Raw genomic sequence first — 25,650 nt, 5'->3', positions numbered from 1 at the left:
AAGTAATGTTACCCCCTTTCTTCATTTAATTTGTTTTTATAATTATGTATATTATAAAGTATTCCGCTACCATTACCCATTTCAAAAATATTAGTTGAATTATCTAATGCAGCTTTTAAATTATGTTCTACAGAAACAACTGTAATACCTAGGTTTTTATTTAAGCCTTTAATAATTCTATATATATCTTCCATACTTTGAATGTCTACACCAGTAGAAGGCTCATCTAAAATTAATAACTCAGGGTCACCAATTAAACTTCTAGCAATAAAGATTTTTTGTTGCTGACCTCCAGAAAGATTTCCAATAAGCGTATGAGTATGACTTTCCATACCTACAGCTTGCAGACTTTTTAAAATTAAACTTTTATCTTTAAGCTTTAATACTTTCCTGTGGCAATTTAGCATCTCATAAACTGTTATAGGAAACTGCGCATTAAAATTTTCAACTTTTTGCGCTACATATGCGATTTTAGAAGTAAATATAATAATTTGACCACTATTAGGTTTTAATAAGTTCAATATTAATTTAACTAAAGTACTCTTGGCACTACCATTTTCACCTAGTATTGAGACGTAGCTACCTTTTTCAATTTTAAGATTAACCTTATCTAATATATATGGCTTTGAATTTGTATATGTAAAACATAAATTTTTTATGTTAATCATGTAAATCCTCCTCACTAATTCTTTCAGTTAACAACTATTAATTATTACAAAATTAACTATGCAAAAGGCAATAATAATATGTGCACAAAAATAGTAGCAACAAATAGTATACACCCAAATGCGAATAACTTGCAATAATCTCTTAGTGTTATTGATAAATATGTAGATTGCAATATAAAATGTCCGAAATTTTCAAGAAAAATATAATGTTAAGTTGTAATGGTTTTCTGTTCCATCATATTGGCAGATAAACCGTTGAAAATCCTTCTTGGATAATTGTTGATCCAGTGCTGTATTCGCATAATTTGTTTTTTAGAGAATGCTGAAATATCCACACCTTTTGGGATAAATCGTCGTATCATTTTATTGATATTTTCGTTTGTGCCTCGCTCCCATGAACTATATGGGTGAGCATAATACACTTTAGTTCTCTTTCGTTTATTTCTTACTGAGTTCTCAATACCCTCGAAATCAAGGTTCTCACAGCCGTTATCACAGGTGATTGTTTTAAATGTTTTCGAGAATAACATTCCCATTTTACGCTCCAATTTGTCCAATTCTTTCACGACAGCCGCCTGTGATTTAGATGGTATTTTAAAGACTAACTCCTTACGAGTTACTCTTTCACTTAACACCATCAAGACAGTTTTTGTACCCTGTTTGCCAACTACAGTGTCCATTTCCCAGTGGCCTATCTCATCACGTGCAGCTACCGCTGCAGGTCTCTCCGATATGCTAGTTCCTTTGGTATTGTTATACGCTGATCTTATTTTTTTATAGTTTCTCTTTTTAGCATTCTTTTTAACAGGCAGATCTTTGTTACTTATATTTAAAAACAAATTATTATCCAAATAGTTATACACAGTTTTGAAGCAAATAGTTGTTTCAAATTGTAGATCTTTATTTGTGATATTTTGAATAGCTGCATACGGAGATTCGCCATCTATACCAATAGCTTTTTCTAAGTACTTCACCAATTTATGATCTTTTCCTATTTTTAATGCAGGACCTTTAGCGGTACCTTGTTTGTCATGCTCTGACTGCCCAATTTCTGCGCTATATTCCATGCGAGTGGTTAAGTCACTATTCAATAGTTCTACAATTCCTTTAGCAATTTCACGCCTTATTGTACGTTCTGAACGCCCACCTATTTGCTCCGCAATACGAGTTGAATTAAGTCCCATTTTGTGTAAAGCTTCTAACTTTATGCGTTCCTCGTATGTTATGTGTTTACCTTTTCTGCTCTGTGTGATAAAATCTAATTGACTCATTTGAAATCCTCCCGTATATGTTGGTTTAGTCACTTAACATTATACAAGAGTATTTCTCTTGAGTCTTTATTTTTTGTTACTCTTCGGTCATTTCATTATACAACTTACCTGTTATTGATAAATAAATATATTAATATTTTTCATAAAATTTATATAATTGGTAAAACTGTATATGGCGATACTTAATTTAAAAGTATATATAATATTGTTTAAGTATCTACCAATAAGAGATACATGTTTATATGTATTAAGAAAGGTAGTGTTATTTTGAATAAAAACGAAATCTCAGCTCATGTTATTAGTAGAGTAGCGAAAGACAATCAAGGAGAAATTACAGCTTACGAACTTGAAAATGGAGAAATAGTTTCAAAAGAACAAGCAGTGCTGCTTGCAAAACAAGGAAATATAAGTGGAGTATCTGTCTCAACTTCAAAAAAAGGTGAAGAATTTTTAAAAAGTCTACCTGATCAAGATAAATCCAATAATTTAGACAATTTACCAGTTATAGATGATAATGATATCTATTAAAAACATTAAAAAACAGGGATAACGAATGTCCCTGTTTTTTAATGTTTTTAATGAGGGACGGTTAACAACTAATTCACATTAGTTGTTAACTGTAATTTATATCCAAAAAGTTTTTCCTTTGAAAAAGGGGGAAGGTGTGTTTAAATGTGTTAATATTATGTAATAACTATATAAGCAGGAGGGTAAACAAATGGTATTGCTAAACAACACATTACAGTGCATTAAACCACTAAATAAAGAGGCTATGAAAAAAGCGTGGGATAGACTTGATAGTTTATCAAAACCTATAGGAAGTCTTGGTGAAATAGAAAATATTATAGCTAAGATGGCAGGGATTACTGGAGACATACATAATAAAATTAATAAAAAGAATGTAGTTATAATGTGCAGCGATAATGGAGTGGTGGAAGAAGATGTGTCTAACTGTCCTAAAAACGTAACGGCTATAGTTACTAATAATTTCACTAAAAAAATCACGGGTGTATATGTTTTATCAAAATTTGTTGGAAGTGAGATTACAGTTGTAGATATAGGCGTTGATGCAGACTTTAACAATCCTAAAATTGTAAATAAAAAAATTGCATATGGTACCATGAACATGATGAAGGGGCCCGCAATGACTAGGGAGCAAACAATTAAAGCTATAGAGGTTGGAATCGATACAGTTGATGATTTAGCGCGTAAGGGGTATGATTTGTTTGGTACCGGGGAAATGGGGGTAGGAAATACTGCCACAAGTGCAGCAATTTTGAGCGTTCTTTCAGGACTTGAAGTAGAGGTGTCAGTAGGTAAAGGTTCAGGAATTACGCAGGAGCAATTTATTAATAAAAAGAGGGTAATTAAGAAAGCTATTGAAGTAAATAAACCAGATAAAAATGATGTTATCGATGTACTTTCAAAAGTTGGAGGATTTGATATTGCGGGACTATGTGGGTGCTTCCTGTCAGCTGCGAAGAATAGGGTGCCTATTGTTATTGATGGATTTATAGCCTCAGCAGCTGCATTATGTGCTTATAGACTAAACCCATTAGTGAAGGAATATATATTTGCATCTCACTTATCTGCGGAACCGGGGGCAGCTTTTATAATGAAGGAAATAGGATTAAAACCTATGCTTAATTTGAACATGAGACTGGGGGAAGGGTCAGGTTGTCCACTTGCTTTTAATATAATTGAGGCGGCGCTTTTCACTATGGATAATATGGGGACATTTGAAGAGGCAACGCTTGATAGTAAAAAGTATATAGATATAAGGGAGAATACCGTAGGGTAAAATTTAGGTGTGAGAATTTATGAATATTTATTTGTTAAGACATGGCCAGACTGAAGAAAATAGAAAAGGGTCTTATTATGGTAATTTGGATATAAGTCTAAATGAAATTGGCATAGCTCAAGGCAATAAGGCTAAAGATTTCTTTGATGGCATAAAATTAGATAGAGTATACGTTAGTGATAAAAAAAGAACTTTAGAGATGGCAAAGTTAGTTTTAGGACAACAGGAAATTGCAGTTATACAAGATAATAGAATAAATGAAACTGATTTTGGAGATTTTGAAGGGAAAACATACGAGGAAATTAAAGTTTCATATCCCCAACAGTGTATTTGTTGGCAAAATAATTGGAAAGAATTTGTACCTCCGAATGGAGAAAGTTATATTAAACTATGTGAAAGAGTTAAGAACTTTATGGAGCATATTAAAAAGATAGAATGCGATAATATTTTAATATGCGCTCATTCGGGAGTCATAAGAGCTATATATTGTTATATTATGAATGAAAATATAGATTTGTTTTGGAAATTTGGTTGTAAAAATGGGGATATAAGCATTATAAAATATGAATATGGTAATTTATATATTGATGCTATTATTCATAATGCATAGTTAGAAAATTGATTTGAGGTATATTTAGTTCTTGACGATTAACTTTAAAATTAAAATAAACATTACTATTTAGGAAAGAGGTGAGCTTTGCAAGGACCAGTCTTTGCGAGCAAATAAAATGAGAGAATATTTAAATGATTTTTTACTGTTTTTCCAATTCTTCACACGGATACCTATAAATAAAAGTTTAAACTGTGACAAGGAAAACTTTAGGCGGGGATCTGTATTTTTTCCGGTGGTAGGATTATTTATAGGAATTGTCCAGTGGATAACTTATTATATATTAATAAAAGTGCTGCCAGTAGATATTACAGCAATATTTGTAGTTATTATACCGATAGTTATTACTGGAGGATTACATGTGGATGGACTTGGAGATACTTGTGATGGTTTCTTTTCGTTTAAAGGAGACAAACATAAAATAATAGAAATTATGAAGGACAGCACAGTAGGCACTTATGCAACTATTGCTATAGTATTTGATATGTTAGCACGATATGCAGCGGTCTGCACTATCATAGGAAAGAATTTACCACTCATATTAATTGCAACGCCAATAATTGCAAGATTTACCGTTGTTTTTATATCTTTTATTGGTAAGAATGCTAAAGAAACAGGCTCGGGTAATATATTTATTGGAAATATTGACATCAAAAGGGTGGTAATTTCAGGTATTATAACTATTGTATTTGGAACCTTATTAATAGGATTTAACAAAAGTGTTATATTGATACTATCAGCGTTACTTTTAAGTTTTCTATTTAATAAGTTTTGCGAGAGTAAAATTACGGGACTTACGGGAGATAGCTTAGGAGCTAATAATGAATTAGTTGAAATTCTAACTATGATCTTATTTATAGCAATAAGTTAAGATAAGATAATGGGGACGGTTAACAATTATTTATATTATAATTGGGTGCAAGTTGTTTATGGAAACTTGTACCTTTTTATCGTTGAATTAATTTATTGAACACTAATTTTAATTATTTTTATATTATACATAAGTAAAATGTATATTTTTGATACTTGTCCATGTTTATTAAATGCATATATCCATCTGTTATTCTAATCTTTTTTATTTAATATAACAGATTTAATAAATAGGTAGGTTAAAGTAAATAATTAGAATGAATTTTAATGATTGTCATTAAGTTATTAATGATAATATTGAAGATTATATTAATAAATTATTACTAAGCATAACGTTTAATAAAATCCATGATAATATTCTCATATTTATCTTCTGTTCCAATTAATTCGATGCCAATAGTGCTTAATTTTGATACTCTAGCCTGTGTAATGTTTCCAAGAGTGCTGGATATATCGCTAGATTTAAAATTACAGAGGCTCCTCATTAGAACAACGGTTAAGGCTTTTGCCCGTACAAGCTTTCTGCTGTACTTCATATAAAGATGAGTTTTTGATACATTCATCTTTGACGCTATATATTCTATTATATCTTCTGGCTTAAAGTTCCTTACAAGTATTTTTCGTTCACATTTATACTCTGATTTTTCATCTTTAAATTCTATTTCTTGTTTTAATTTTTCTCCATTACAGCGAAAGACAAGATTATAGTAATTCTTTCTTGCATTTTTTAGGTTATTACCAAAAGAGCTCATAATAAATCCATAATCAACTAATTTAAAAGAATCATGTCTTTTTCCTAAAAATATGGCTAGACTAGAAAAAGCATATTTTTCAGGACAATTTTTATATTCATCTATATCCGTAGGATTATTGTGTATATATAGAGATAAAGTCTTCAAATATCGTTCATTATTAACTATTTTACTCTTAAATCTATCTTTAAAAAGATGTCCTTCCCTTTTATATTTTTTATTAAAGTACATTGCATAAGAAAAATTTATTCCATGCATTGCCTTTGATATATCAGTACCATTAGCATCAATCATTAAATGAGAATGGTTATCCATAAGACAGTAACCGTAGATTTTAAAATTATAGAGATATTTATACTTTTTTACAAGTGATAAATACTTGTTCTTATCCTCATCATCCTTGAATAAATTTATTTCGCTGATACTTTTGCACATAATATGAAATATCGAGTCATCTGTTTTTTCTCTTGCCTTTCTTGGCATTAAAATCACCCTTCCTCATAGATTTTTATTTGAATTATTGCCTATGAATCGGGATGATATTCATAATCTTAAGCTAATATATACATATAAATAATTTAAATAGTTGTTAACCGTCCCTAACTATTTTTCTGAATCATTTTTTTGCCTATTAAACTAAGGAGACACTCTAAATATTGACAGTACGGCTTAAATATAATAAACTAGAATTAATAGAGAATTGAATATGATTTTAGGTGCCTTGAAATAGGTGAAAAGGGAATGCGGTTTAAATCCGCAGCAGCCCCCGCTACTGTAATTGATGAAAAACTTTTAAATGCTACTTCGTAAATTAAAAATGAGGAAGGATAATTAAAGGAAGAATCAAAAGCCAGGAGACCTGCCTAAATGATGTTAACAAGCTTTCGGAGGGAAAGAACTATTTAATTATGGATTAATTAAAAAGTAGTCGCTATCGTATGCGTACTATTTTTTTTGTTTTAAAAAGCATTATATGTAAATGTTATGATAGATTTCGGAAAATATTTAGCAAGGTGGATGATCGAAATGAAGAAGGCAATTTTAATTGTAAGTTTTGGAACAACACATGAAGATGCAAGAAAAGTAACTATCGATGCAATAGAAGATAAAATAAGACATACTTTTGAAGAGTATGATATAAGAAGAGCATTTACTTCACATATTATTCTTAGAGTACTTAAGAATAGGGATAATATTCATGTAGATACTCCAGAAGAAGCTTTGGAAAAGTTAAAAAGCGAAGGATATAATGAGGTAATTGTTCAGCCTTTGCATGTTATTCCTGGAGTAGAATTTGATTATATAAATAATGTAGTTAATAGATACAAAGAATGTAAAGCATTTAAAAATATCTTAATAGGAAGACCTCTTTTATGTTTTAAGGGAGAAGAAGCAGGCGTGCCAGATGATTACTCAATAATGGTGGATGCTCTATCAAAGCAATTGCAACCAATGGATACAGTAATTTTGATGGGGCATGGTACAAACCATATTGCAAATGCAGTATATTGCTGTTTTGAAAGCGTTTTAAGGGATAGAGGTTTTAACAATGTACATGTAGCAACCGTGGAAGGGTATCCAACTTTGGAAAGAGTAATACCTAATGTTACTACTCAGAGTATTAGCGAAGTCACTTTAATGCCACTACTGCTTGTAGCAGGAGACCATGCCAAGAATGACATGGCGGGAGATGCAGAGGACTCCTGGAAGAGTATTTTAGAGGCAAAAGGGTTTAAAGTTAAAATATATCTGAATGGGTTAGGAGAAAATAGTGACGTTCAAGACATTTATATACAGCACATTAATGATGTAATTAATGAAAAGTTTAAGAATGTAGGGAAAACACATAAGGGAAATTAAAATTCTTCGTAAGTTATAAGTAACTAAAGTACGGTAGATGAGAGTTACAAGTAGAAAGGAAGGTATTCAATGATACATGGTGGAGATGTTTATACTAATGGATTACTTGAGGGGCGAGAATTAATAGATTACAGTTCTAATATTAATCCATTAGGGGTTCCTAAAAGTTTCACTGATAACATTAGTGAAGCCGTAGATGCTTTAACAAGATATCCAGATATTCAATATAGGGAGGTATTGAAAGAATTAAAAGAATACATTGATTGCCCAAAAGAATATTTTGTTTTAGGAAATGGGGCTGCAGAAATAATTGACTTAGTTATAGCTTGTCATAAAAATCTACTAATTGTGGTGCCATCTTTTGTAGAGTACGAAATTGATGCTAAAAAGTGGAATTGTAGTATAGAGTATTCTTATTTAAAAGAGAAGATTAATGAGAATACCTTATTAAAGCATGAATATGCTGAGCTTTCCTATGATTATGAGGATATTCTTAATAGATTACAGAGTGTAGAAGGTGTGGTTTTAGGTAATCCGAATAACCCCAATGGCAATATCATAAATAAGGCTGAGTTTCAAAAAATTCTTGAATATTGTGAATGTAACGACAAAGTCATAATAATAGATGAGGCTTTTATAGAATTTACTGGAGATTCACAGCACAGTTTCAGTGAAAAAGTTAAAACATACAAATGTTTATTTATAATAAGAGCATTAACCAAATTTTTTGCGATGCCTGGTATAAGGTTTGGGTATGGAATAAGTAGTAACGTAGACCTATTAAAAAAAGTTAAAGAAAAACAAAACCCCTGGAACATAAACTGTTTTGCAGAAATGGCTGCACGTCATGTGTTAAAAGATAACGTTTATATTGAAAAAAGCAAAGAGTGGATAAGAGCGGAAAGGCCTAGGTTTATAAGATCACTTGAAAATATTTCATTTATAGATAAAGTGTATTTAACCTATGGAAATTATGTATTATGCAAATTAAAAGGACTAGACTCAGGGACACTTTATAAACTATGCCTAGCTCAAGGATTTGTTATAAGAAAAGCAGATAATTTTAGAGGACTAGATAAACAATATGTAAGGCTTGCTATTAAGGATAATGATAGGAATGGAAAATTGATTCAGTGTTTGAAAAACTTAGAATTGATAGTGAAAACATTAGGGACAGTTAACAACTAATTGCACATTAGGGGATAGTCCGCAAAAGGATGTGAATATAAATGAAGAGTATAGTCATAGCTTCAGATTCAAGTGGTGGTGGTAAGACCACAGTAACACTCGGAATTATGAAAGCGTTTAAAAATAGGGGATTTGAGATACAAGGGTATAAAGTAGGACCTGATTATATAGACTCAGCTTTTCATACAAAGATAACAGGTAAAGGTTCAAGAAATTTGGATTTGTATCTTATGGGAGAGGCGGGAGTTAAGGCTAGCTTTTCTAGAGGATGCGGAGAATTGGGTGTAGTCGAAGGTGTAATGGGTTTATATGATGGAAAAGGCATAAATACATCCTATTCTACGTATCACGTGTCAAAGGTTTTAGACTTGCCGATCATACTTGTATTGTCTCCAAAGGCTCAGGTAGCAACCCTCTGTGCAGAAATTAATGGAATAGTAAATTTTAAAGATGCGAATATAAAGGGCATAATACTAAATAATATAACAGAAAATTATTATAAGTTACTTAAGGCAGCAATTAAAGAAAACTGTAACTTGAAAGTGTTAGGCTATCTTCCAAAAGATGAACGATTAAGCTTAAAAAGTAGGCACTTAGGGCTAATTCAAAGCAGTGAAACAGAGGATTTAGATGAGAAAATTGAAATCTGTGCCAAGTTATTAGAAAAGCATTTGGATATGGATTTATTGTTAGAACAATTTAAAGAAAGTGAAAGGCATATAGATGATTTCCATGTGGAGAATAAGGGGAAAAGGATAGCGGTAGCCTATGACAAGGCCTTTAGTTTTTATTATAAAGAAAATTTAGAGCTTCTAGAGGAAATGGGACAAGTTATATATTTTAGTCCAATTAAAGATAAGAAGCTACCCAGTAATATTGATTTTCTTTACATAGGTGGAGGGTACCCTGAGGTTTTTATAAAGGAGCTATCTGAAAATACATCAATGCTTGGCAGTATAAAAAAAGCTCTTGATAATGGGCTACACTGTTACGCCGAATGTGGAGGATTAATGTATCTTACTGAGGGAGAAAAACTGCAAGGCGAAGAAAAAATATCACATAATACCGTTGGCTTTTTTAAGGGGTATTACACCTTAACAAAAAAGCTTCAGAACTTTGGGTATGCAGAAATAAAGGTAGGGGTAGAAAATAATATTTTACCACAAAATATGAGTATAAACTGTCATGAGTTTCATAAATCTATTGTTAATTTATCTGAAGAAAAGGTATTTAAGCTTTCTAAAGAGGGTTATGATGGATATGAGAAAAATTGGAAATGCGGATATGTTAAAAAAAATACTATGGCAGCTTATGGACATGTGCATTTTTGGGGAAACTTACAATGGTTTAAGGAGATTTTCAAATAGATTAATTAGTTGCTAACCGTCCCTACCTATGAACACTTATTTAAATTAAAAGAAAAGGAGATTAAAATATGGATTATATAAAGATTCCTATGGATATAGAAAAAAAAAGCTTCGAAATTATTGGACAAGAAATGGGAGAACATAAATTTTCTGACAAAGAGCTTTCAATAATCAAAAGAGTAATACATACTACAGCAGATTTCGATTATAAAAACATAGTTTATATTAGGGATGGAGCTATTGATGAGGCTGTAGAGTTACTTAAAAATGGAGCTACCATTTATACTGATACAAAAATGGCACTGGCAGGTATAAACAAAAAAGCTCTTAAAGATTTAAATTGTAAGGCTTTATGCTATGTAAGTGATGAAAAAGTGGCAGAGATAGCAAAAGCGCGTCACATAACGCGGTCTATGGCAGCAGTTGAAAAAGCGGTAGATGATGGAGTAGAATTTTTCATATTTGGTAATGCACCTACAGCTTTGTTTAGATTAAAGGAACTAATCGAGGAAGGAAAGTGTAATGCTAAATTTATATTGGCAGCACCTATAGGTTTTGTTGGAGCAGCAGAATCTAAGAAAGAAATTGAAAAATTAGATCTGCCAATGATAACAGTGCGAGGAAGAAAAGGTGGAAGCACAGTAGCTGCATCCATTTTAAATGCACTGATGTACATGATAGTAGATAGGAGTTAGTAATCCGCTAGAGTTTCATAGTTATTAGGCATTTTGAAATAAATGTTAGGTATCTTTAAATGAATAAGAAACTTAACAGGGGGTACGTAATAATGCTGAATTTATATGTTAATAGTAATGGAAAAAAGCTTAGATGTGGATATACCACTGGTTCTTGTGCTGCTGGGGCAGCAAAAGCTGCCACACAAATTTTATTTTATGATACCGAAATAGACGAGATAAGGATAGATACTCCAAAGGGTATAGAATTATTGCTACCAATATCTAAGGTAGCAAAGGGAGAAAATTTTGCTGAGTGTTGTATTATAAAAGATGCGGGGGATGACCCTGATGCAACTAATGGTATAGAAATTTGGGCAAGGGCTGAAAAAGCAGAATCAGTATATACATTAAAAGGTGGAAAAGGTGTAGGGATAGTTAGAGGAGAAGGATTATATGTACCCAAAGGGGAATGGGCAATAAACCCAGTACCTAGAAAAATGATAGAAAAAGAAGTAAAAGAGGTGCTTCCTAAGAACTCTGGGATTACAATAACTATATTTGTACCTAAGGGAGAAGAAATAGCCAAGAAAACATTTAATCCTAGACTTGGCATTGAAGGTGGTATATCAATACTCGGAACAACAGGAATTGTGACACCAATGTCAGAAGAAGCTCTCACACAATCTATACATATAGAAATATGTCAAAAGGTAGCTGCGGGGCATAAAAATCTTACCTTAGTTTTTGGTAACATGGGTGAGGATGTGGCTGCACAGGTAGGCCTTAAAGTTGACAATATAGTAATGATTTCAAATTTCATAGGATTTGCACTAAACAGCTGTATGGAAAAGGAAGTAGAAAGTGTAATTTTAGTAGGACATATAGGAAAGGTAAGTAAAATTGCAGCGGGATGTTTTCAAACTCACAGTAGAGTATGTGATGTGAGGCTTGAAGTAATAGCTTTAGAACTGGCGTTGGCTGGAGCACCTACGCAGCTTATTACACAGGTATATAAGGAAAAAACTACTGAAGGAGCAATAAAGCTAGTAGGTGAAAATTATAAGGATATATATGAAAACATTGCAAATAAGGTAAAGCGAAGATTATTCCAGTATACTTATGAAACAATTCCGGCAGAGGTTATTATGTTTTCTATGGATAAGGGAATTCTCTGTGACACAAGAAAGAATAGTTATAATGGTTAAAATGATTAGGGACAGTTAACAACTAATAGATGAATAAATAATGAAAGGTAGCAGAGTATATGGTTTATATAGTGGGGATTGGGCCTGGAAGCCCTAAATATATTATTCCTTTGGCAGTAGAGACTATAGAAAAGGTTGATGTAATCATAGGATTTGAAAGAGCTGCAATGAGTATACCAAAGATTAATGTCGAAAAGATAGTAGTGAAAACATTAAAGGATATTATGAATTTTATAACAGAAAACATAGAGAAGGATATCGCAATAATAGCATCAGGTGATCCATGCTTTTATGGTATCACAAATTATATAAAGAGTAATTTTAAAAGCAAAATAGAAATAGTACCTGGTATAAGTTCTTTTCAATACTTAATGTGTAAGCTCCAAAAGCCGTGGCAAAACGCTTATTTAGGTAGTATGCATGGAAGACGAGAAGAATTCATAAAAATAGTGCGGGAACACGAGATATCTGTGTGGCTTACGGATAAAAGTAATTCGCCACAGGCTTTATGTAGAAAGCTCTATGAAAATAATATTAAAGCCACAGCATATGTTGGGGAAGAATTATCATACGAGGATGAAAGAATAATAAAAGGTACAGTGGAAGAAATTAAGGAAAAAACTTTTAATGACCTTAGTGTGGTTGTTATAGAAAATTTAAATTAAGTAAGACACATAAAAATAAACAATAATATTGATTTGTTTGTGCTTACTTAGATATGGGGGATTAAACATGGCAAAATTATATGGTGTAGGGGTAGGACCAGGAGATAAGGAATTACTTACAATAAAAGCAATAAAAACTATTGGAAAATGCGATGTAATAGTAGTGCCTAGTGCTATGAATGGAGGCAAAAGTATAGCACATGAAATAGCAGAAGAGTATATTAATAAGGACTCTGAGGTGCTAGTTAAGCATTTTCCTATGGGGGGAGAAGAGCAGGAATCTAAAATATATGAAGCATTTAAAGCTGTTGAAGAAAAGCTAAAAGCTGGGAAAGATGTGGCTTTCTTAACTATAGGCGACCCGTTTGTATATAGTACATATATATATCTTTTAAATTATATTATGGAAAGCGGATATGAAGTTGAAACAATTCCAGGTATAACATCATTTTGTGCTTGTGCGAGTATTGCAAATGAGTATTTAGTAATTGGTAATGAGCCTCTTTTAATACTTCCAGCATCTAGGCTTGATACTATAAAGGATGAAAAATTCTTAGTAATTATGAAGGTTTATAAAGTAGAAGAGGAAGTAATAAATCATCTAGAAGCAAAGGGATATAGCTATGTATATGTTAAAAAAGCAGGTAGGGAAGGACAAGAAGTTCTAAGAAGCCGTTTGGATATATTAAAAAATAAAGAGTACATGAGTTTAATAATTGCTAAGAAGGAATAGGGTAGGGACAGGTAACAACTAATTAAGCGGGGACGGTTAACAACTATATCAATAATAATTAATAAGGGATAGGTGGATTTTATGGTTTATTTTATAGGTGCAGGGCCAGGAGATGTGGATTTAATAACAGTTAAGGGAAGAAATATATTATCTAGTGCAGATGTAGTTATATATGCGGGATCGCTTGTGAGTGCTGAGCATATGACTTTCTGTAAGGAAGATGCAGTAATTCATAATTCCGCTTCAATGACACTCGAAGAAGTTATTGAGGTTATGAGAAAGGCACATATTGAAAATAAAAATGTAGTAAGACTACATACTGGAGACCCAGCTATATACGGAGCTATAAAAGAACAAATGGATGAGTTAGATAAACTAAATATAGATTATTCAATAGTACCAGGAGTAAGCTCCTTTTCAGCAGCAGCTTCTGTTATAAAAAAAGAATTCACACTTCCAAGTGTAACTCAAACTTTAATTTTAACAAGAGTAGAGGGTAGAACCCCAGTACCTGAAACAGAAGATTTAGAAAAACTTGCATCAGTTGGAGCATCTATGGCTATTTTTTTATCTATAAGTATGATAGACAAGGTAGTTGCAAAGCTTAAAGCAGGTTACGGAAGGAATGTTCCAATAGCTGTGATTGAAAGGGCTACTTGGCCAGATGAAAGAGCTATTATTGGGAATTTAGATGATATAGCAGAAAAGGTAAAAATAGCTAAAATAACAAAATGTGCTCAAATTCTTGTAGGCGATTTTATAGATTGTGAATATGAAAAGAGCCTTTTGTATGACAAGACCTTTACACATATGTTTAGAGAAGGAAAAAAATAGATAGCGAAGGGGATGTAGAATTGGGTAAATTATATGTAATAGGAATAGGACCAGGTGGACTTTCTCATATGACAATAAGAGCAATGGAAGCCATTAAAGAGAGTGATATAGTTGTAGGCTATAACAAATATATAGATATGATAAAACCATTATTACAAGGCAAGGAAGTATTCTCTACAGGCATGATGGGAGAAGAAGAAAGATGCAAAAAGGCATTAGAGCTTTGCCGTGGTAAGATAGTTAGTGTAATAAGTACTGGTGATGCTGGAATTTACGGAATGGCGGGATTAATTCTTCAGCTTCGAATAGATGAGGAGGTTGAGGTTATTCCGGGAGTTACAGCATCGTCAGCTGCAGCTTCAGTACTAGGAGCACCTTTAATGCATGACAATTGTAACATAAGCTTAAGCGATTTAATGACTCCATACGAATTAATTACAAAAAGAGTAAAGTTAGCCGCAGAAGGCGATTTCATAATTTCATTATATAATCCTAAAAGTAAGGGTAGACCTCATTATTTAAAAGAAAGTATAGATTTAATAAAAAAATATAGAGAAGGAACCGTACCAATAGCCGTAGTTAAAAACGCGCTTAGGGATGGACAAGAAGTAAGTATATCTACATTAGATACCTTTGATGAAAACATAGTTGATATGCTTTCAATTGTTATAATTGGTAACAGTCAAAGCTATGTAAAAGATGGTAAGTTTATAACACCAAGAGGTTATAAGGTTTAAAAAAATTGAGGGACAGTTAACAACTTTTTAGCTATTAGTAAACTAATAAGTAAGAAAAAGTTGTTAACCGTCCCCAACTATTTTAGGATGTGAATAAAAATGATAGGTTTAATTGTAGGGACTTCAGAGGGGAAAAATATTCTTGCAGGACTGAATGGGTTTACAGAGGATATTTTCATCTCAACAGCTACGGCTTATGGCGCAGAGCTTTTGAAAAATTATAAATATAAAATTTTCAATGAAAAACCATTAGACCTTTCAGGGTTAATGAAAGTCATACGATTACATGATATTAAAATATTAATTGATGCATCTCACCCTTATGCTCTAGAAATTACTGAAAATGCAATGGAAGCATGTAAAATCTATGGAGTACAATATGTTAGATATGAGAGGCCATCAGTTGTGGAAAAATTTAAGAAAAATAAAAATGTTATTGTGGTGGAGGATTATGATAGTCTATATACACAGCTTACAAAAGTAGAGGGAAATATTTTAAATACCACTGGTAGCAGAAATATAGATAAAATTCTAAGTTTTAATTTAAATAATAGGATAATACATAGGGTTTTACCTTCTGTTAAGGTTCTAGAAGAGATTTTAGAATTAGGAATAAGAGTTGAGGATATAGTGGCGATGAAGGGTCCTGTAGGCTATGAATTAAATTGTGGCTTTATTAAAGAATACAAGGCTAAGGCAATACTCATGAAGGATAGCGGAGTTCAAGGTGGAACTTACGACAAAATAAAAGCAGCTATAGATAATAATATACCAGCGTTTATAATAGGAAGAAAACCAATGGTATATTCACAGGTGTTTTATAGTGAAATAGAACTTATAAAATATATATCGGAATTAACGATGTAAAAATTAGTTTATACAAACCCCTTTAGTTTAATATTAGCTAAAGGGGTTTATAATTATGTATTATTTAAATTCATTAACTGTCTCACATACCTGTATGCATACATTTGTAGTTATTTGTACAAACTAATTAAAATGATTGTGGATGTATCACTATTGATACACATATATTATAGTGATATAATATTGATATTATGTAATGTAGGAGGATTTAATTTGAATAAAATAGCGTTGATTACAGACACTACAAGCGATTTAAGTAAAGAAACAATAGAGAAATATAATATAAATGTATTACCCTTTAGGATTATCTATTCTGATAGAGAATATTTGGATAATATAGATATATCGCCACAAGAAGTTTACGATAATATGAAAACAGAAGTACCTACATCCTCTTTGCCATCAATGAAGGATATGGAAGAACTGTTTTTGAAATTAGAAGAAGAAGGATACACTCATGTTATAGCAATAACTTTATCTACTGGGTTATCAGGTATATTTAATGCTGTGAAGCTTACAAGTGAAAATCATCCAAGTATTATTACTCATGTATGTGATTCACAATCTATAGCCCTAGGCGAAGGATTAATAGTAACGGAATGTGGAAAGCTGATACAAGAAGGAAAGAGTTTTGAAGAAATTGTTGAAGCTATTCCGTCTATTAAAAAAAGAATCCATCTATACTTTGTAGTAGGGACTTTAGAGTACTTAAAAAAAGGTGGAAGAATAGGGAAAGTTGCAGGCACAATAGCTGAGCTTTTAAACATTAAACCTATAATTTCGTTTGATGATGAAGGTAAGTATTGTACATGTGAAAAGGTAAGGGGTAGAAAGCAATCTCTTAATAAACTTGTAGAACTTACAAATAGCATTTTAGATAAAAAGAAGTGTAGGGTTTATATATTACACGGTGATGCATTAGAAGAGTCTAAAAAAGTAATGGAAAGTATAAGTCTCCATCCAAATGCTATTTCCGTAGAATTCGGAGGATATATAAGTCCTGTATCAGGGGTTCATAGTGGACCAGGTTTGGTAGGAATGGTTTGTATAGAGGAACCTTAAATAAAAATGGATGATATAGTGAATAAAGAAAGTGAGATAGACATTAGGGTGCAGGAAAAGAGGTTGTATGTTGAATACAAGAAAAAACTTTTACAGCTTCGAAAAGTTCAAAAGGAAAAAGAAGCTGTAGGTCAAGTATTCACAAAAGGGTTACTACCTTTGTACGTGCTATACATTCTAAGTTTAGGCGAAACTAATGGAAACGATATATCTCATAAAATTGGTGATAGAACAAATGGTCTTTGGATTCCTAGTACAGGCGGAATATATCCTCTTTTAAAAAAAATAGAAAAAGAAAAATTGATTATTGGGGAATGGAGTAATTCCAAGAAAGCACAGAAAATTTATAAAATCACGGTGGAAGGTAGAAGGCAGCTAGAAAATAAAAAATACCTACTACAAGATAAAATAGAAGAGGCTTTAGAAGTATTTAAAATTATTTATAGTGATTTATACAATTAAATATTATAACAAAAGAAGCTGCAGGTGAACTCACCCAAAGGGTGTATTATCACCTGCAGCTTCTTTTGAATTTCACTAACTCAAAGCTTAAGCTTTAAGTCTCCTTGACTAATCCACCCTTTCTTCCTCATAATCTCTGAGAAGAGTAGGGTTAAAACAGCAGGGGCTATAAAGTGTAGAAGTAATATTTTTAAAACTATCACCGAAGTAGGTTGGCTCCCCTGCATAGCGGCAAGGGTTCCAAACTGACCTACAAGACCGCTAGTACCCATACCTGCACCTAGAGAGTTGTTTTTCATGGAGAAAACCGTAGTAGCAAGAGGGCCGAGTATTGCACCGGCAAGTGTTGGAGGTATCCAAACCTGGGGACGTCTTATTATGTTAGGTACTTGTAGCATAGAGGTACCTAGTCCTTGAGATACTAAACCACTTATCTTATTTTCTCTATAACTAGAAACAGCAAAACCTATCATTTGAGCACTGCAACCAACAGTGGCGGCACCGGCTGCAAGGCCAGACATTTTTAGTGAAATTGCTATGGCAGCACTACTAATTGGAGCAGTAAGCGCTAAACCCATTAAAGTAGATACAGCAATACCCATTGGAATAGGCATAAGAGTTGTAGCAGAATTTATGACTGCACCAATATTCGTCATAAGAACTGAGATATAAGGGCCAACAAACTTACCGGATATACTTCCAGTAACAATAGTAACAATGGGAACTATAACAATATCAATCTTAGTTTTTCCAGACACAAAGTTGCCAAGTTCTGCACCTATTACTGCAGCAATGAAAGATCCTACTGGGCCACCACCCATATACATATATCCAAAAGCACCAGTAGCAGCGCAGGAGAACATAGTAAGTGGGGTAACTTTTAAGCCCCAAGCTATAGCCACACCAATAGCTGCGCCAACTACAGGGGATTTAACTGAAATGATTTCTGCAAACTCTTCAAGGAAAGCTAGTGCAGGTATTTTTGATAATTGACTTAGTATTAGTCCAATAATTAATGAAGCAAATAGACCTAATGCCATTGCACTCAAGGCATCTAAAAAATATCGTTTAAGGCCTTTTTTTACAACGATTTTGAATTTTTCCATGAGGTTTCCTCCTAATAAAATATATACTTTGTTAAGTTATGAATATAAATAATGTTTATAATATTATGCACATAAACGGTTATTTAACTCAGGCGCACATGTATATACTAGTGTATATACATGTGCGCCTGACAACATTATAACATCTTATTATAAACACATCAATAAGATATACAAAAAAATGACAAGCCTAATATATAGTGAATTATTAGTGAGGTTATTAGCCTATAAAGTAAAGCCTATATCTTATTTTACATAGTAATTTAAGATATAGGCTAATTTTATTTTTTTATTTAAAACTTTTAAATAAAACTTTACGTTATTATATGTAGAAGGGTGGTGATGGAATGTCGACTGATGAAGAATTAATTAAGGAAATACAAAGCGGAAATCAATATGCAATGGAAATTTTGGTTAAAAATAATTATAAATTATTGTTTTCATTTATATATAGACATATTGGAGACTATCATACATCTTACGATATTACACAAGAAGTTTTAATAAAGCTTGTTAAATCAATTAAATCTTATAAAGATGAAGGAAAGTTTAAAAATTGGTTGCTACGGATTGCAGCAAATACATGCAATGATTATTTTAGAAGTAGCGGCGCTATAAAAAATAAAAGTAACATAGAGCTTAATACAAATATAATTGATAAAAATAGCAATGTTTATGAAATAATGAGTAGGAAAATTGAGAGGCAGAAGATAAAAAATGCAATTACGACACTTCCCCAATTTCAAAGAAATGCTATAATTTTAAAATATTATCATGATTTAAAGATTAAGGATATTGCATATATAACACAAAGTAATGAATCAACAGTAAAGTCGAGACTAAAGCAAGGCATAGGAAAACTTAAACAAGTATTTGAAAGGAGTGAAAAAAATGAAAAAAGTGCCAAAGAATCTTATCGCTAAATCTCAGGTCATACCAGATAATGATGACAAGGCAGTAGAAGAGTTGCTCACGTATATGCAAAATTATACAATAGAACTCCCAGGGGAAGAGGAAATAGATGCAACGATAGAAGTTCTGAGACAATATGTACCGATAAAAAATGAAAGATTTAAAAAGTTCTGCCATATTATAAGGATGGCAGCAGGAGAAATAACTTTTATAAGTAAGATTTACTGGGTTTTCTGCACCGCAATATTCATTATAGGGTATTTTATATCTATTAATCAGATTGATCCATACATTACCATTATGGCGTTAGCGCCTTTGCCTTCTATTTTAGGTATAGTTGAGGTATTCAAAGGTCGTGACAGTGGTGTGCTTGAAATTGAACTAAGCTGTAAAATATCAGCTATTGAGATAATGCTTTCGAGAATATTAGTTATAGGAATTTACAGTATATTTATGAATACAGCACTTTCCGTCGTTCTATACATGTTTAGGAGCAATATAGATCTATGGAAGCTATCAGTACTGTGGCTAACACCGCTTACATTGGTTTCCGGAGTATCACTTTGGATAGCAATGAAAATCAAAGGAGATTATGCGGTAGCTGAGATTGTATCAATTTGGTCAATGGTAATTTTATATATGTGCATCGATAAGAAATTTGTAAATACCATTATGCAACTTGATACTGTTGCATATATGGTTATATTATCAATCAGTACATTAATGTTAGTACTACAGCTTAAAGCTTTACAAAGCAGATATAATAATATTTTTGAGAGGGGAAATCAAATTGAAATTAGTGCTTGAAAACATATCAAAACAGTACAAAGACAAATATGCGGTTAAAAATCTAAAGGTTGAACTAACCCCAGGAGTGTATGGACTTCTTGGTCCTAATGGTTCGGGGAAGACAACACTTATGAGAATAATGACGGATATTTTAAATCCAACAGGAGGAAGAGTTATTCTTAATGGTGAGGATATTAAGGTAATGGGAGATAGGTATCGGGATATTCTGGGATATTTACCGCAAAATTTTGGTATATATAAAGATTTTACTGCCCATAGGTTTCTTATGTACATTTCAGCCTTGAAGGGACTTGATACACGTTCTGCCCAAAGAAAGGTTGACGAACTGCTTGAACTTGTTAATTTGAAGGCAGTTAGTAAAAAAAAGCTGGGAACATTTTCAGGTGGAATGAAACAAAGAATAGGAATAGCACAGGCATTACTAAATGATCCTAAAATTCTTATATTGGATGAACCTACCACAGGACTTGATCCAAAGGAGCGGATAAGATTCAGAAATTTGATATCAGATATGTCAAAGGATAAAATTATAATATTTTCTACTCACATTGTTTCGGATATAGAATATATTTCAAAGGAAGTACTTCTGCTTAAAGATGGAGAGCTTATTGAAAAAGATTCTATCGATAATATTCTAAAGAATATGGAAAACAAAGTATGGAGCGCTATAGTTGAGGAAAATATGCTAAATGAGCTTAACAAGGATTTTAAAGTAGGCAATATAATGAGAAAAGAAAAAGGCATTGAAGTAAGAATAATAAGCGATGAAAAACCGTTACCTAAAGCGAAAGTTGAAGTTCCAAGACTAGAGGATTTATACATGTATTATTTTGAGGAGGAACAAACTGATGAGCAAGCTATTTAATTTAATAAAGCATGAGCTTTATAAAATTTTTTATAAGAAAAGTGTTTTAATTTCCTTGGCAGTGTTTGTAACAATTCTAATATTAAGTACAATATTGACAGGTGGTGGGAATAAAGCGATAGAGGCTAAAAATCTAGTCAAAGAATATTATAAAACTGGTGGTAATGTAACAAAACTTAGTCAAATTACGCAAAAAGAAAAAGAGGGATTATCAATCTATACAAATATCTTTAACTTAGAGGAATATAAAACAAATAATGCTGAAAATGTTGCTGAATTGCAAGATAAGTTAAATGGAATGAAGGCCAGTGGCATCACTGGATATGAGTACAAATCAAAGGTTATGGAACTTAATATGTATAAAAAAGTAAATAAAGATGCAAAGCCTTATTACTTAGGTCTTTGGGGGGATATTAATCTTATAGGTACAAGTAGCATTATTGTTGGGTTATTACTACTTTTATGTTTGGGGCTTTCAGGAGTATTTTCAGAAGAATATTCGAGTGGTATGGATGCACTTATATTAAGCAGCAAGTATGGTAAAAAAACTATAATTACTGCAAAACTCATTGCTTCATGTATCTATTCTTCTTCTATTGCTTTAATATTTGGAATTATACCGATTCTATCATCTGTTTTATGCTATGGAAATATAGAAGGTTTTGATAGCCCGATGCAAGCTTTGGGAATGTATTCTTTTAGCCCATATCAGCTAAATATATCTCAGGTATATTTATTGCAGTTCTTGATGATGTTTATAGGGATATTAGCCTTTGGGTTATTGATTTTAATGTTTTCCTCACGTATAAGGAATCTACTGGTAACGTTCTTCGTTAGTTTTGCAGCAATTATAATGCCTTTATATCTTGCTGGAAATATGGGGATTGAGCATTCTATACTTGGACTTATAAATTCATATTGCTTTTTTATAAGTCCTTCTGATTCATTACAAATGGTTAATACCTATAATATATTTGGGACACCTGTGATAAATATAGTCGCTTGTGGTATCGCTTTAATAATATTTTCTATGATTTCTATATATATTACAAAGCACTCTTTTAGAAAACATGAAGTTGTTAATTAAATTACAGTTTTTGAAGTATAGATGGAGGTGAGTTTATGGATTTAGTAAGACATGAATTATATAAAATTTTTTCGAAAAAGATAGTAATTATTGGAATAGTGATACTTGCAGGTTTCATTGTATTAATAGCTTCGCAGCTTTCTAATGTAAATAATACATTTAAAAAATATAATAATGCAATTAATACTGGTAAAAGTACAATAATGGTAAGTAATATGGAGCAGGAGATATTATATAGCACAATTTCTCGTCCTAACATATTGTGGTCAAATCACAAAGAGAAGCTTACTAAACTAAAAAATGAAATAACAAAAATTCAAAAAGTAAAGGGGATAAGTAGTTATACTTATAGGAAAAAGAACCTAGAATATAATTACCTTAAAAAGATAGGATCACCAGAAACCATCAGTTACCATAGTATATGGCCGGCTATTCTTAGAAAAAATGATATATATTGCTTTATTGCGTTTCTTATTATACTTGGAATATCTCCTATATTTTCTGAGGAATATTCAACTGGTGTTGATGCTCTAATACTAAGTAGTAAAAAAGGAAGAAATACTATAGTAAGAGCAAAAATATTAGCGGCGGTAGTATATATCATTGTTATTGCAGGTTTTGCATGTACACTTCAGACAATTTTCGATATAAGTATGCTGGGTAATTATAGCGGTGTTGCATTCCCTTTAAGCATGTTTGGACATTTTGTTCTTCAATTTCTAACTAATCTTACTGCGGGTATAGCTCTTGGTTTATTCATTTTAGTTATTTCTGCAAAAGCTAAAAATTTGCTTATTCCGGCATTCACTGGAATTGCAGCTGTTGTAGCTATAAATGTAATTGAAATTATTCAAAGTATTCTTCCAGAGTGGCTAAAGAATTTAACAGATTTTTATTATATAAGATACATTTATTCGGATTATTTGTATAAAGACTTTAAAGCGTTTAATATACTGGGATATCCTGTATTATATCCTTATCTAGCATTCTTTGTAATGTTAGTAGCATCAATAAGTTGTATATTAATGACTAAGCGCTTATTTATTAATCATAATGTTTCAGATTAAGAAATTTGGAGGATAAATATGAGAAAAATATATTTGTTGTTGGCATTATCTATAGTTTTAATGCTTTCAGGTTGCAATGCAAAAAATAATGCTGTAACTACTGCATTACAAAGCTCTAATAGTGAAAATACTCCTACTTCTAAAAGTGGGACGTATATTGTGAGGCATCCTCCTGCATCTGGAGAAAATATTGGTGGTCTTAATGTAATAACAGGTCACAAATCAAAGTTCTTAGGAGATGCGAAAAATTTTAACGGTTATCTTGATTTACGGTATAGTGACTTAAGTAATGTCAATCTAAGTCAAAATAGTGAACAACTTAGTAATTGCTTTTTTAGTAATCATACTAAATGGCCTGAAAAAATGACAAAAGAATATAAGCCAGATACCATTTTGGAGCTTGGTAAAAATCAAGGATTAGGAATAAGCAAGCTTAACAATGAGGGTATAGATGGTAGAGGAATTAATATTGCTATAATAGACCAGCCCTTATTAGTTGATCATGAAGAATATAAAGATCAGATAAAGTTCTATGATGAGATCAATGGCAATGGAAAAGCATCAATGCATGGGCCTGCAATGACTTCAATAGCTGTAGGTAAGTCAATAGGAGTTGCACCAAAAGCTAATCTTTATTATATTGGTTGCTATAATTTTAATACTAAAGAAAATAATTCTAAAATAGATTACACGTTGGCGGAGGTAAAGGCAATTGATAAAATTGTAAAAATTAATAAAACTCTTTCTGAAAAAGATAAAATAAGAGTATTATCAATTTCAGCTGTATGGGGTCCCAATAATAAAGGATATAAGGAAATGAATGAAGCTGTGAAAAGAGCCGAAAATGCTGGGATTTTCGTTATTTCTGCCAATATATTTGAAACTTCTAATTATAAGTTTTGGTATTATGGAGTTGATAGAGAACCTATGGCTGATCCAGAGAAACAATCCTCCTACAAACCTCATAAATGGAGTAATTGGATTTCTTTCGTAGCAGAGATACCTGGATTTGGTAAATATTATGAAGAAAAGTATAATAAATTAGCAGCAAAAGAATTGCTATTAGTTCCAATGAGCTCAAAAACCTTTGCGATTCCTGAAGATGTCAAGGGCTACAGTTTTAATAGAATAGGTGGGTGGAGCTCGGTAGAACCTTATCTTGCTGGACTATATGCCCTGTCTTGTCAAGTAAAACCCAATATCACTCCTGATTTATTTTGGAGTACTGCACTGAGAACAGGCGATGCCATGGATATAAGCAATGAAGGTAAAGAAACCAAAACAGGCAAACTGATAAATCCAATAAAATTAATAGAAGCATTAAAGGATGATAAGTAAGAATTTCAGCGCACCATAAAGTTCTAGGAATTTTTGCAAATCCTAGAACTTTAATTTTAATATTTTTTATCAAAAACACGCAATAACTAATCTTCGCGTAAATCTAAATAAGAACTACCATCAAGAGGAATTAGAGCTTGAAGGCCTGGAATATCGTTAGCTAATCCTACAGCATAAACAGTGTAAAAACGATTAGGTTTTAGTTTTATATTAGGGACGTATAAAGCAATATTCGTGGTACCAGTAGGTCTAACTTCTAAAGTATAAGTTCCAACAGGGACTTCTATATAATCAGTAAATTGTTTGTACTTAATATTTTTAAGTAGAATTTTACCGTCTGGTAATGCAACATCTACAGCACCAAGATTAGGTGATAAATGAGCAAATTTAATATAAGCATTGTTACTAGGATTTATAACTATAGGTTCTGGAATAGGTAGTAACTCAATGTTAGGTAATAGACCAATAACTGCAACGGTGTAAATTTTTTCAGGCGGAATAAAAATATTTTTATTAAGTACAGGTGTAGTTTTAGTACCTGTAGCATACAATTTTACATTGTAATTTCCAGCCATAACTTCTATATAATCTGTAAAAGCACCATAAGTAAGGTTTTTAAATTTTAACATATCATTAATATATACATCAACAGCTGGGGATTTAGGTGAAGCATGAAGAATCCTAAAATAAGAATTCTTAGGGGTAACTCTATATAGCGGATAAGGATCATTATAATTGTTTGGACAATAGAACATAAAAGGCTCCCTTCAAATATTTCTACTGTATTAATATATGAAGAACAATCCTAGAATGTTACTGAAATTAGTTGTAACTCG

General features: G+C 32.0%; 27 protein-coding genes and 1 riboswitch. Of the genes, 22 read left to right on the top strand and 5 right to left on the bottom strand.

All coding sequences use genetic code 11. The annotated features are described in order from the left end of the window. Positions 1-8: 8 nt before the first annotated feature. Together ACWJJ2_RS09415 and ACWJJ2_RS09410 are read right to left on the bottom strand one after the other, a co-directional pair. Complete coding sequence (locus ACWJJ2_RS09415) at positions 9-668, bottom strand: metal ABC transporter ATP-binding protein (RefSeq protein ID WP_216303400.1); 660 nt, start codon at positions 666-668, stop codon at positions 9-11. 209 nt (positions 669-877) lie between these two features. Next, positions 878-1,939: an IS30 family transposase gene (locus ACWJJ2_RS09410; protein ID WP_462953225.1), complete on the bottom strand. Its 1,062-nt coding sequence runs from the start codon at positions 1,937-1,939 to the stop codon at positions 878-880. Between the two features lie 267 nt (positions 1,940-2,206). On the opposite strand from ACWJJ2_RS09410, the gene ACWJJ2_RS09405 reads away from it, so the two are divergent. From ACWJJ2_RS09405 to cobS, 4 genes are all read left to right on the top strand, one after another. Beyond that, positions 2,207-2,467, top strand: a complete 261-nt coding sequence (locus ACWJJ2_RS09405; protein ID WP_253198210.1) for a DUF3892 domain-containing protein — start codon at positions 2,207-2,209, stop codon at positions 2,465-2,467. A 190-nt stretch (positions 2,468-2,657) separates the two neighbouring features. Further along, a complete protein-coding gene (gene cobT / locus ACWJJ2_RS09400; RefSeq protein WP_216303402.1) occupies positions 2,658-3,740 on the top strand; it encodes a nicotinate-nucleotide--dimethylbenzimidazole phosphoribosyltransferase in 1,083 nt (360 codons plus the stop codon). A gap of 19 nt (positions 3,741-3,759) precedes the next feature. Then, the gene (cobC, locus tag ACWJJ2_RS09395; protein ID WP_216303403.1) at positions 3,760-4,350 is read left to right on the top strand and encodes an alpha-ribazole phosphatase; all 591 of its coding nucleotides are present in this window, start codon (positions 3,760-3,762) and stop codon (positions 4,348-4,350) included. A gap of 118 nt (positions 4,351-4,468) precedes the next feature. Beyond that, positions 4,469-5,221, top strand: a complete 753-nt coding sequence (gene cobS, locus ACWJJ2_RS09390) for an adenosylcobinamide-GDP ribazoletransferase (protein ID WP_216303404.1) — start codon at positions 4,469-4,471, stop codon at positions 5,219-5,221. A 322-nt stretch (positions 5,222-5,543) separates the two neighbouring features. Here cobS and ACWJJ2_RS09385 read toward each other — a convergent pair whose 3' ends face one another. Beyond that, positions 5,544-6,455, bottom strand: a complete 912-nt coding sequence (locus ACWJJ2_RS09385; protein WP_216303405.1) for a transposase — start codon at positions 6,453-6,455, stop codon at positions 5,544-5,546. A gap of 213 nt (positions 6,456-6,668) precedes the next feature. After that, a riboswitch (cobalamin riboswitch) is annotated at positions 6,669-6,853 on the top strand. 145 nt (positions 6,854-6,998) lie between these two features. Here ACWJJ2_RS09385 and ACWJJ2_RS09380 point away from each other — a divergent pair. From ACWJJ2_RS09380 to ACWJJ2_RS09325, 12 genes are all read left to right on the top strand, one after another. After that, positions 6,999-7,832: a sirohydrochlorin cobaltochelatase gene (locus tag ACWJJ2_RS09380; protein WP_462954297.1), complete on the top strand. Its 834-nt coding sequence runs from the start codon at positions 6,999-7,001 to the stop codon at positions 7,830-7,832. A gap of 69 nt (positions 7,833-7,901) precedes the next feature. Continuing rightward, complete coding sequence (locus tag ACWJJ2_RS09375; RefSeq protein WP_216303407.1) at positions 7,902-9,020, top strand: pyridoxal phosphate-dependent aminotransferase; 1,119 nt, start codon at positions 7,902-7,904, stop codon at positions 9,018-9,020. Between the two features lie 41 nt (positions 9,021-9,061). Beyond that, positions 9,062-10,387, top strand: a complete 1,326-nt coding sequence (locus ACWJJ2_RS09370; RefSeq protein WP_462954296.1) for a cobyrinate a,c-diamide synthase — start codon at positions 9,062-9,064, stop codon at positions 10,385-10,387. Between the two features lie 68 nt (positions 10,388-10,455). Then, positions 10,456-11,082: a precorrin-8X methylmutase gene (locus tag ACWJJ2_RS09365; protein WP_462954295.1), complete on the top strand. Its 627-nt coding sequence runs from the start codon at positions 10,456-10,458 to the stop codon at positions 11,080-11,082. Positions 11,083-11,174: 92 nt separating this feature from the next. Then, entirely contained in the window at positions 11,175-12,269 is a 1,095-nt protein-coding gene (gene cbiD / locus ACWJJ2_RS09360; RefSeq protein WP_165411543.1) for a cobalt-precorrin-5B (C(1))-methyltransferase CbiD, read from the top strand. A gap of 59 nt (positions 12,270-12,328) precedes the next feature. Further along, positions 12,329-12,934: a precorrin-6y C5,15-methyltransferase (decarboxylating) subunit CbiE gene (gene cbiE / locus ACWJJ2_RS09355; protein WP_165411544.1), complete on the top strand. Its 606-nt coding sequence runs from the start codon at positions 12,329-12,331 to the stop codon at positions 12,932-12,934. Positions 12,935-13,001: 67 nt separating this feature from the next. Next, positions 13,002-13,667 (top strand): cobalt-factor II C(20)-methyltransferase, encoded by a 666-nt coding sequence (locus ACWJJ2_RS09350; RefSeq protein WP_216303410.1) that lies wholly within the window; start codon positions 13,002-13,004, stop codon positions 13,665-13,667. Positions 13,668-13,748: 81 nt separating this feature from the next. Beyond that, the gene (cobM, locus tag ACWJJ2_RS09345; RefSeq protein ID WP_216303411.1) at positions 13,749-14,501 is read left to right on the top strand and encodes a precorrin-4 C(11)-methyltransferase; all 753 of its coding nucleotides are present in this window, start codon (positions 13,749-13,751) and stop codon (positions 14,499-14,501) included. Positions 14,502-14,521: 20 nt separating this feature from the next. Further along, entirely contained in the window at positions 14,522-15,238 is a 717-nt protein-coding gene (gene cobJ / locus ACWJJ2_RS09340) for a precorrin-3B C(17)-methyltransferase (RefSeq protein WP_216303412.1), read from the top strand. A 99-nt stretch (positions 15,239-15,337) separates the two neighbouring features. Next, positions 15,338-16,105 (top strand): cobalt-precorrin-6A reductase, encoded by a 768-nt coding sequence (locus ACWJJ2_RS09335; protein ID WP_216303413.1) that lies wholly within the window; start codon positions 15,338-15,340, stop codon positions 16,103-16,105. Positions 16,106-16,318: 213 nt separating this feature from the next. Further along, positions 16,319-17,167, top strand: a complete 849-nt coding sequence (locus ACWJJ2_RS09330; RefSeq protein ID WP_216303414.1) for a DegV family protein — start codon at positions 16,319-16,321, stop codon at positions 17,165-17,167. Between the two features lie 6 nt (positions 17,168-17,173). Beyond that, positions 17,174-17,629 carry a PadR family transcriptional regulator gene (locus ACWJJ2_RS09325; protein ID WP_165411550.1) on the top strand — a complete coding sequence of 152 codons (456 nt, stop codon included), beginning with the start codon at positions 17,174-17,176 and terminating at the stop codon, positions 17,627-17,629. Between the two features lie 80 nt (positions 17,630-17,709). On the opposite strand, the gene ACWJJ2_RS09320 is transcribed toward ACWJJ2_RS09325, so the two are convergent. Continuing rightward, a complete protein-coding gene (locus ACWJJ2_RS09320; protein ID WP_220319947.1) occupies positions 17,710-18,735 on the bottom strand; it encodes a PTS transporter subunit IIC in 1,026 nt (341 codons plus the stop codon). A gap of 347 nt (positions 18,736-19,082) precedes the next feature. Between ACWJJ2_RS09320 and ACWJJ2_RS09315 the strand changes: the two genes are divergently transcribed. Genes ACWJJ2_RS09315 through ACWJJ2_RS09290 form a run of 6 tightly spaced genes read left to right on the top strand, consistent with a single transcriptional unit; the run spans position 19,083 to position 24,814 of the window. Next, positions 19,083-19,658, top strand: a complete 576-nt coding sequence (locus ACWJJ2_RS09315; protein WP_216303416.1) for an RNA polymerase sigma factor — start codon at positions 19,083-19,085, stop codon at positions 19,656-19,658. Continuing rightward, the gene (locus tag ACWJJ2_RS09310; protein ID WP_462954294.1) at positions 19,627-20,454 is read left to right on the top strand and encodes a hypothetical protein; all 828 of its coding nucleotides are present in this window, start codon (positions 19,627-19,629) and stop codon (positions 20,452-20,454) included. Before ACWJJ2_RS09315 ends, ACWJJ2_RS09310 begins: the two co-directional genes overlap by 32 nt. Next, complete coding sequence (locus ACWJJ2_RS09305) at positions 20,438-21,322, top strand: ABC transporter ATP-binding protein (protein ID WP_462954293.1); 885 nt, start codon at positions 20,438-20,440, stop codon at positions 21,320-21,322. Before ACWJJ2_RS09310 ends, ACWJJ2_RS09305 begins: the two co-directional genes overlap by 17 nt. Continuing rightward, positions 21,306-22,409, top strand: a complete 1,104-nt coding sequence (locus ACWJJ2_RS09300; RefSeq protein WP_462954292.1) for a hypothetical protein — start codon at positions 21,306-21,308, stop codon at positions 22,407-22,409. The genes ACWJJ2_RS09305 and ACWJJ2_RS09300 overlap by 17 nt, the downstream gene beginning before the upstream one ends. 35 nt (positions 22,410-22,444) lie before the next feature. Then, on the top strand, positions 22,445-23,476 hold the full coding sequence (locus ACWJJ2_RS09295) for an ABC transporter permease subunit (protein WP_462954291.1): 1,032 nt from the start codon (positions 22,445-22,447) through the stop codon (positions 23,474-23,476). An 18-nt stretch (positions 23,477-23,494) separates the two neighbouring features. Beyond that, on the top strand, positions 23,495-24,814 hold the full coding sequence (locus ACWJJ2_RS09290) for a S8 family serine peptidase (protein WP_462954290.1): 1,320 nt from the start codon (positions 23,495-23,497) through the stop codon (positions 24,812-24,814). 86 nt (positions 24,815-24,900) lie between these two features. On the opposite strand, the gene ACWJJ2_RS09285 is transcribed toward ACWJJ2_RS09290, so the two are convergent. Continuing rightward, positions 24,901-25,569: a DUF4397 domain-containing protein gene (locus ACWJJ2_RS09285; protein WP_220286411.1), complete on the bottom strand. Its 669-nt coding sequence runs from the start codon at positions 25,567-25,569 to the stop codon at positions 24,901-24,903. Between the last annotated feature and the right edge of the window lie 81 nt (positions 25,570-25,650).

It is taken from the genome of Clostridium sp. CM039 (assembly GCF_055081075.1).
This window is presented reverse-complemented; position numbering and strand designations above follow the sequence as displayed.

Excerpts from the sequence above, each read along its gene's own strand:
- ACWJJ2_RS09415 (WP_216303400.1), bottom strand. The coding sequence starts at position 668 with ATGATTAACATAAAAAATTTATGTTTTACATATACAAATTCAAAGCCA.
- ACWJJ2_RS09410 (WP_462953225.1), bottom strand. The coding sequence starts at position 1,939 with ATGAGTCAATTAGATTTTATCACACAGAGCAGAAAAGGTAAACACATA.
- cobT (WP_216303402.1), top strand. The coding sequence starts at position 2,658 with ATGGTATTGCTAAACAACACATTACAGTGCATTAAACCACTAAATAAA.
- cobC (WP_216303403.1), top strand. The coding sequence starts at position 3,760 with ATGAATATTTATTTGTTAAGACATGGCCAGACTGAAGAAAATAGAAAA.
- cobS (WP_216303404.1), top strand. The coding sequence starts at position 4,469 with ATGAGAGAATATTTAAATGATTTTTTACTGTTTTTCCAATTCTTCACA.
- ACWJJ2_RS09385 (WP_216303405.1), bottom strand. The coding sequence starts at position 6,455 with ATGCCAAGAAAGGCAAGAGAAAAAACAGATGACTCGATATTTCATATT.
- ACWJJ2_RS09380 (WP_462954297.1), top strand. The coding sequence starts at position 6,999 with ATGAAGAAGGCAATTTTAATTGTAAGTTTTGGAACAACACATGAAGAT.
- ACWJJ2_RS09375 (WP_216303407.1), top strand. The coding sequence starts at position 7,902 with ATGATACATGGTGGAGATGTTTATACTAATGGATTACTTGAGGGGCGA.
- ACWJJ2_RS09370 (WP_462954296.1), top strand. The coding sequence starts at position 9,062 with ATGAAGAGTATAGTCATAGCTTCAGATTCAAGTGGTGGTGGTAAGACC.
- ACWJJ2_RS09365 (WP_462954295.1), top strand. The coding sequence starts at position 10,456 with ATGGATTATATAAAGATTCCTATGGATATAGAAAAAAAAAGCTTCGAA.
- cbiD (WP_165411543.1), top strand. The coding sequence starts at position 11,175 with ATGCTGAATTTATATGTTAATAGTAATGGAAAAAAGCTTAGATGTGGA.
- cbiE (WP_165411544.1), top strand. The coding sequence starts at position 12,329 with ATGGTTTATATAGTGGGGATTGGGCCTGGAAGCCCTAAATATATTATT.
- ACWJJ2_RS09350 (WP_216303410.1), top strand. The coding sequence starts at position 13,002 with ATGGCAAAATTATATGGTGTAGGGGTAGGACCAGGAGATAAGGAATTA.
- cobM (WP_216303411.1), top strand. The coding sequence starts at position 13,749 with ATGGTTTATTTTATAGGTGCAGGGCCAGGAGATGTGGATTTAATAACA.
- ACWJJ2_RS09335 (WP_216303413.1), top strand. The coding sequence starts at position 15,338 with ATGATAGGTTTAATTGTAGGGACTTCAGAGGGGAAAAATATTCTTGCA.
- ACWJJ2_RS09325 (WP_165411550.1), top strand. The coding sequence starts at position 17,174 with ATGGATGATATAGTGAATAAAGAAAGTGAGATAGACATTAGGGTGCAG.
- ACWJJ2_RS09320 (WP_220319947.1), bottom strand. The coding sequence starts at position 18,735 with ATGGAAAAATTCAAAATCGTTGTAAAAAAAGGCCTTAAACGATATTTT.
- ACWJJ2_RS09315 (WP_216303416.1), top strand. The coding sequence starts at position 19,083 with ATGTCGACTGATGAAGAATTAATTAAGGAAATACAAAGCGGAAATCAA.
- ACWJJ2_RS09310 (WP_462954294.1), top strand. The coding sequence starts at position 19,627 with ATGAAAAAAGTGCCAAAGAATCTTATCGCTAAATCTCAGGTCATACCA.
- ACWJJ2_RS09300 (WP_462954292.1), top strand. The coding sequence starts at position 21,306 with ATGAGCAAGCTATTTAATTTAATAAAGCATGAGCTTTATAAAATTTTT.
- ACWJJ2_RS09295 (WP_462954291.1), top strand. The coding sequence starts at position 22,445 with ATGGATTTAGTAAGACATGAATTATATAAAATTTTTTCGAAAAAGATA.
- ACWJJ2_RS09290 (WP_462954290.1), top strand. The coding sequence starts at position 23,495 with ATGAGAAAAATATATTTGTTGTTGGCATTATCTATAGTTTTAATGCTT.
- ACWJJ2_RS09285 (WP_220286411.1), bottom strand. The coding sequence starts at position 25,569 with ATGTTCTATTGTCCAAACAATTATAATGATCCTTATCCGCTATATAGA.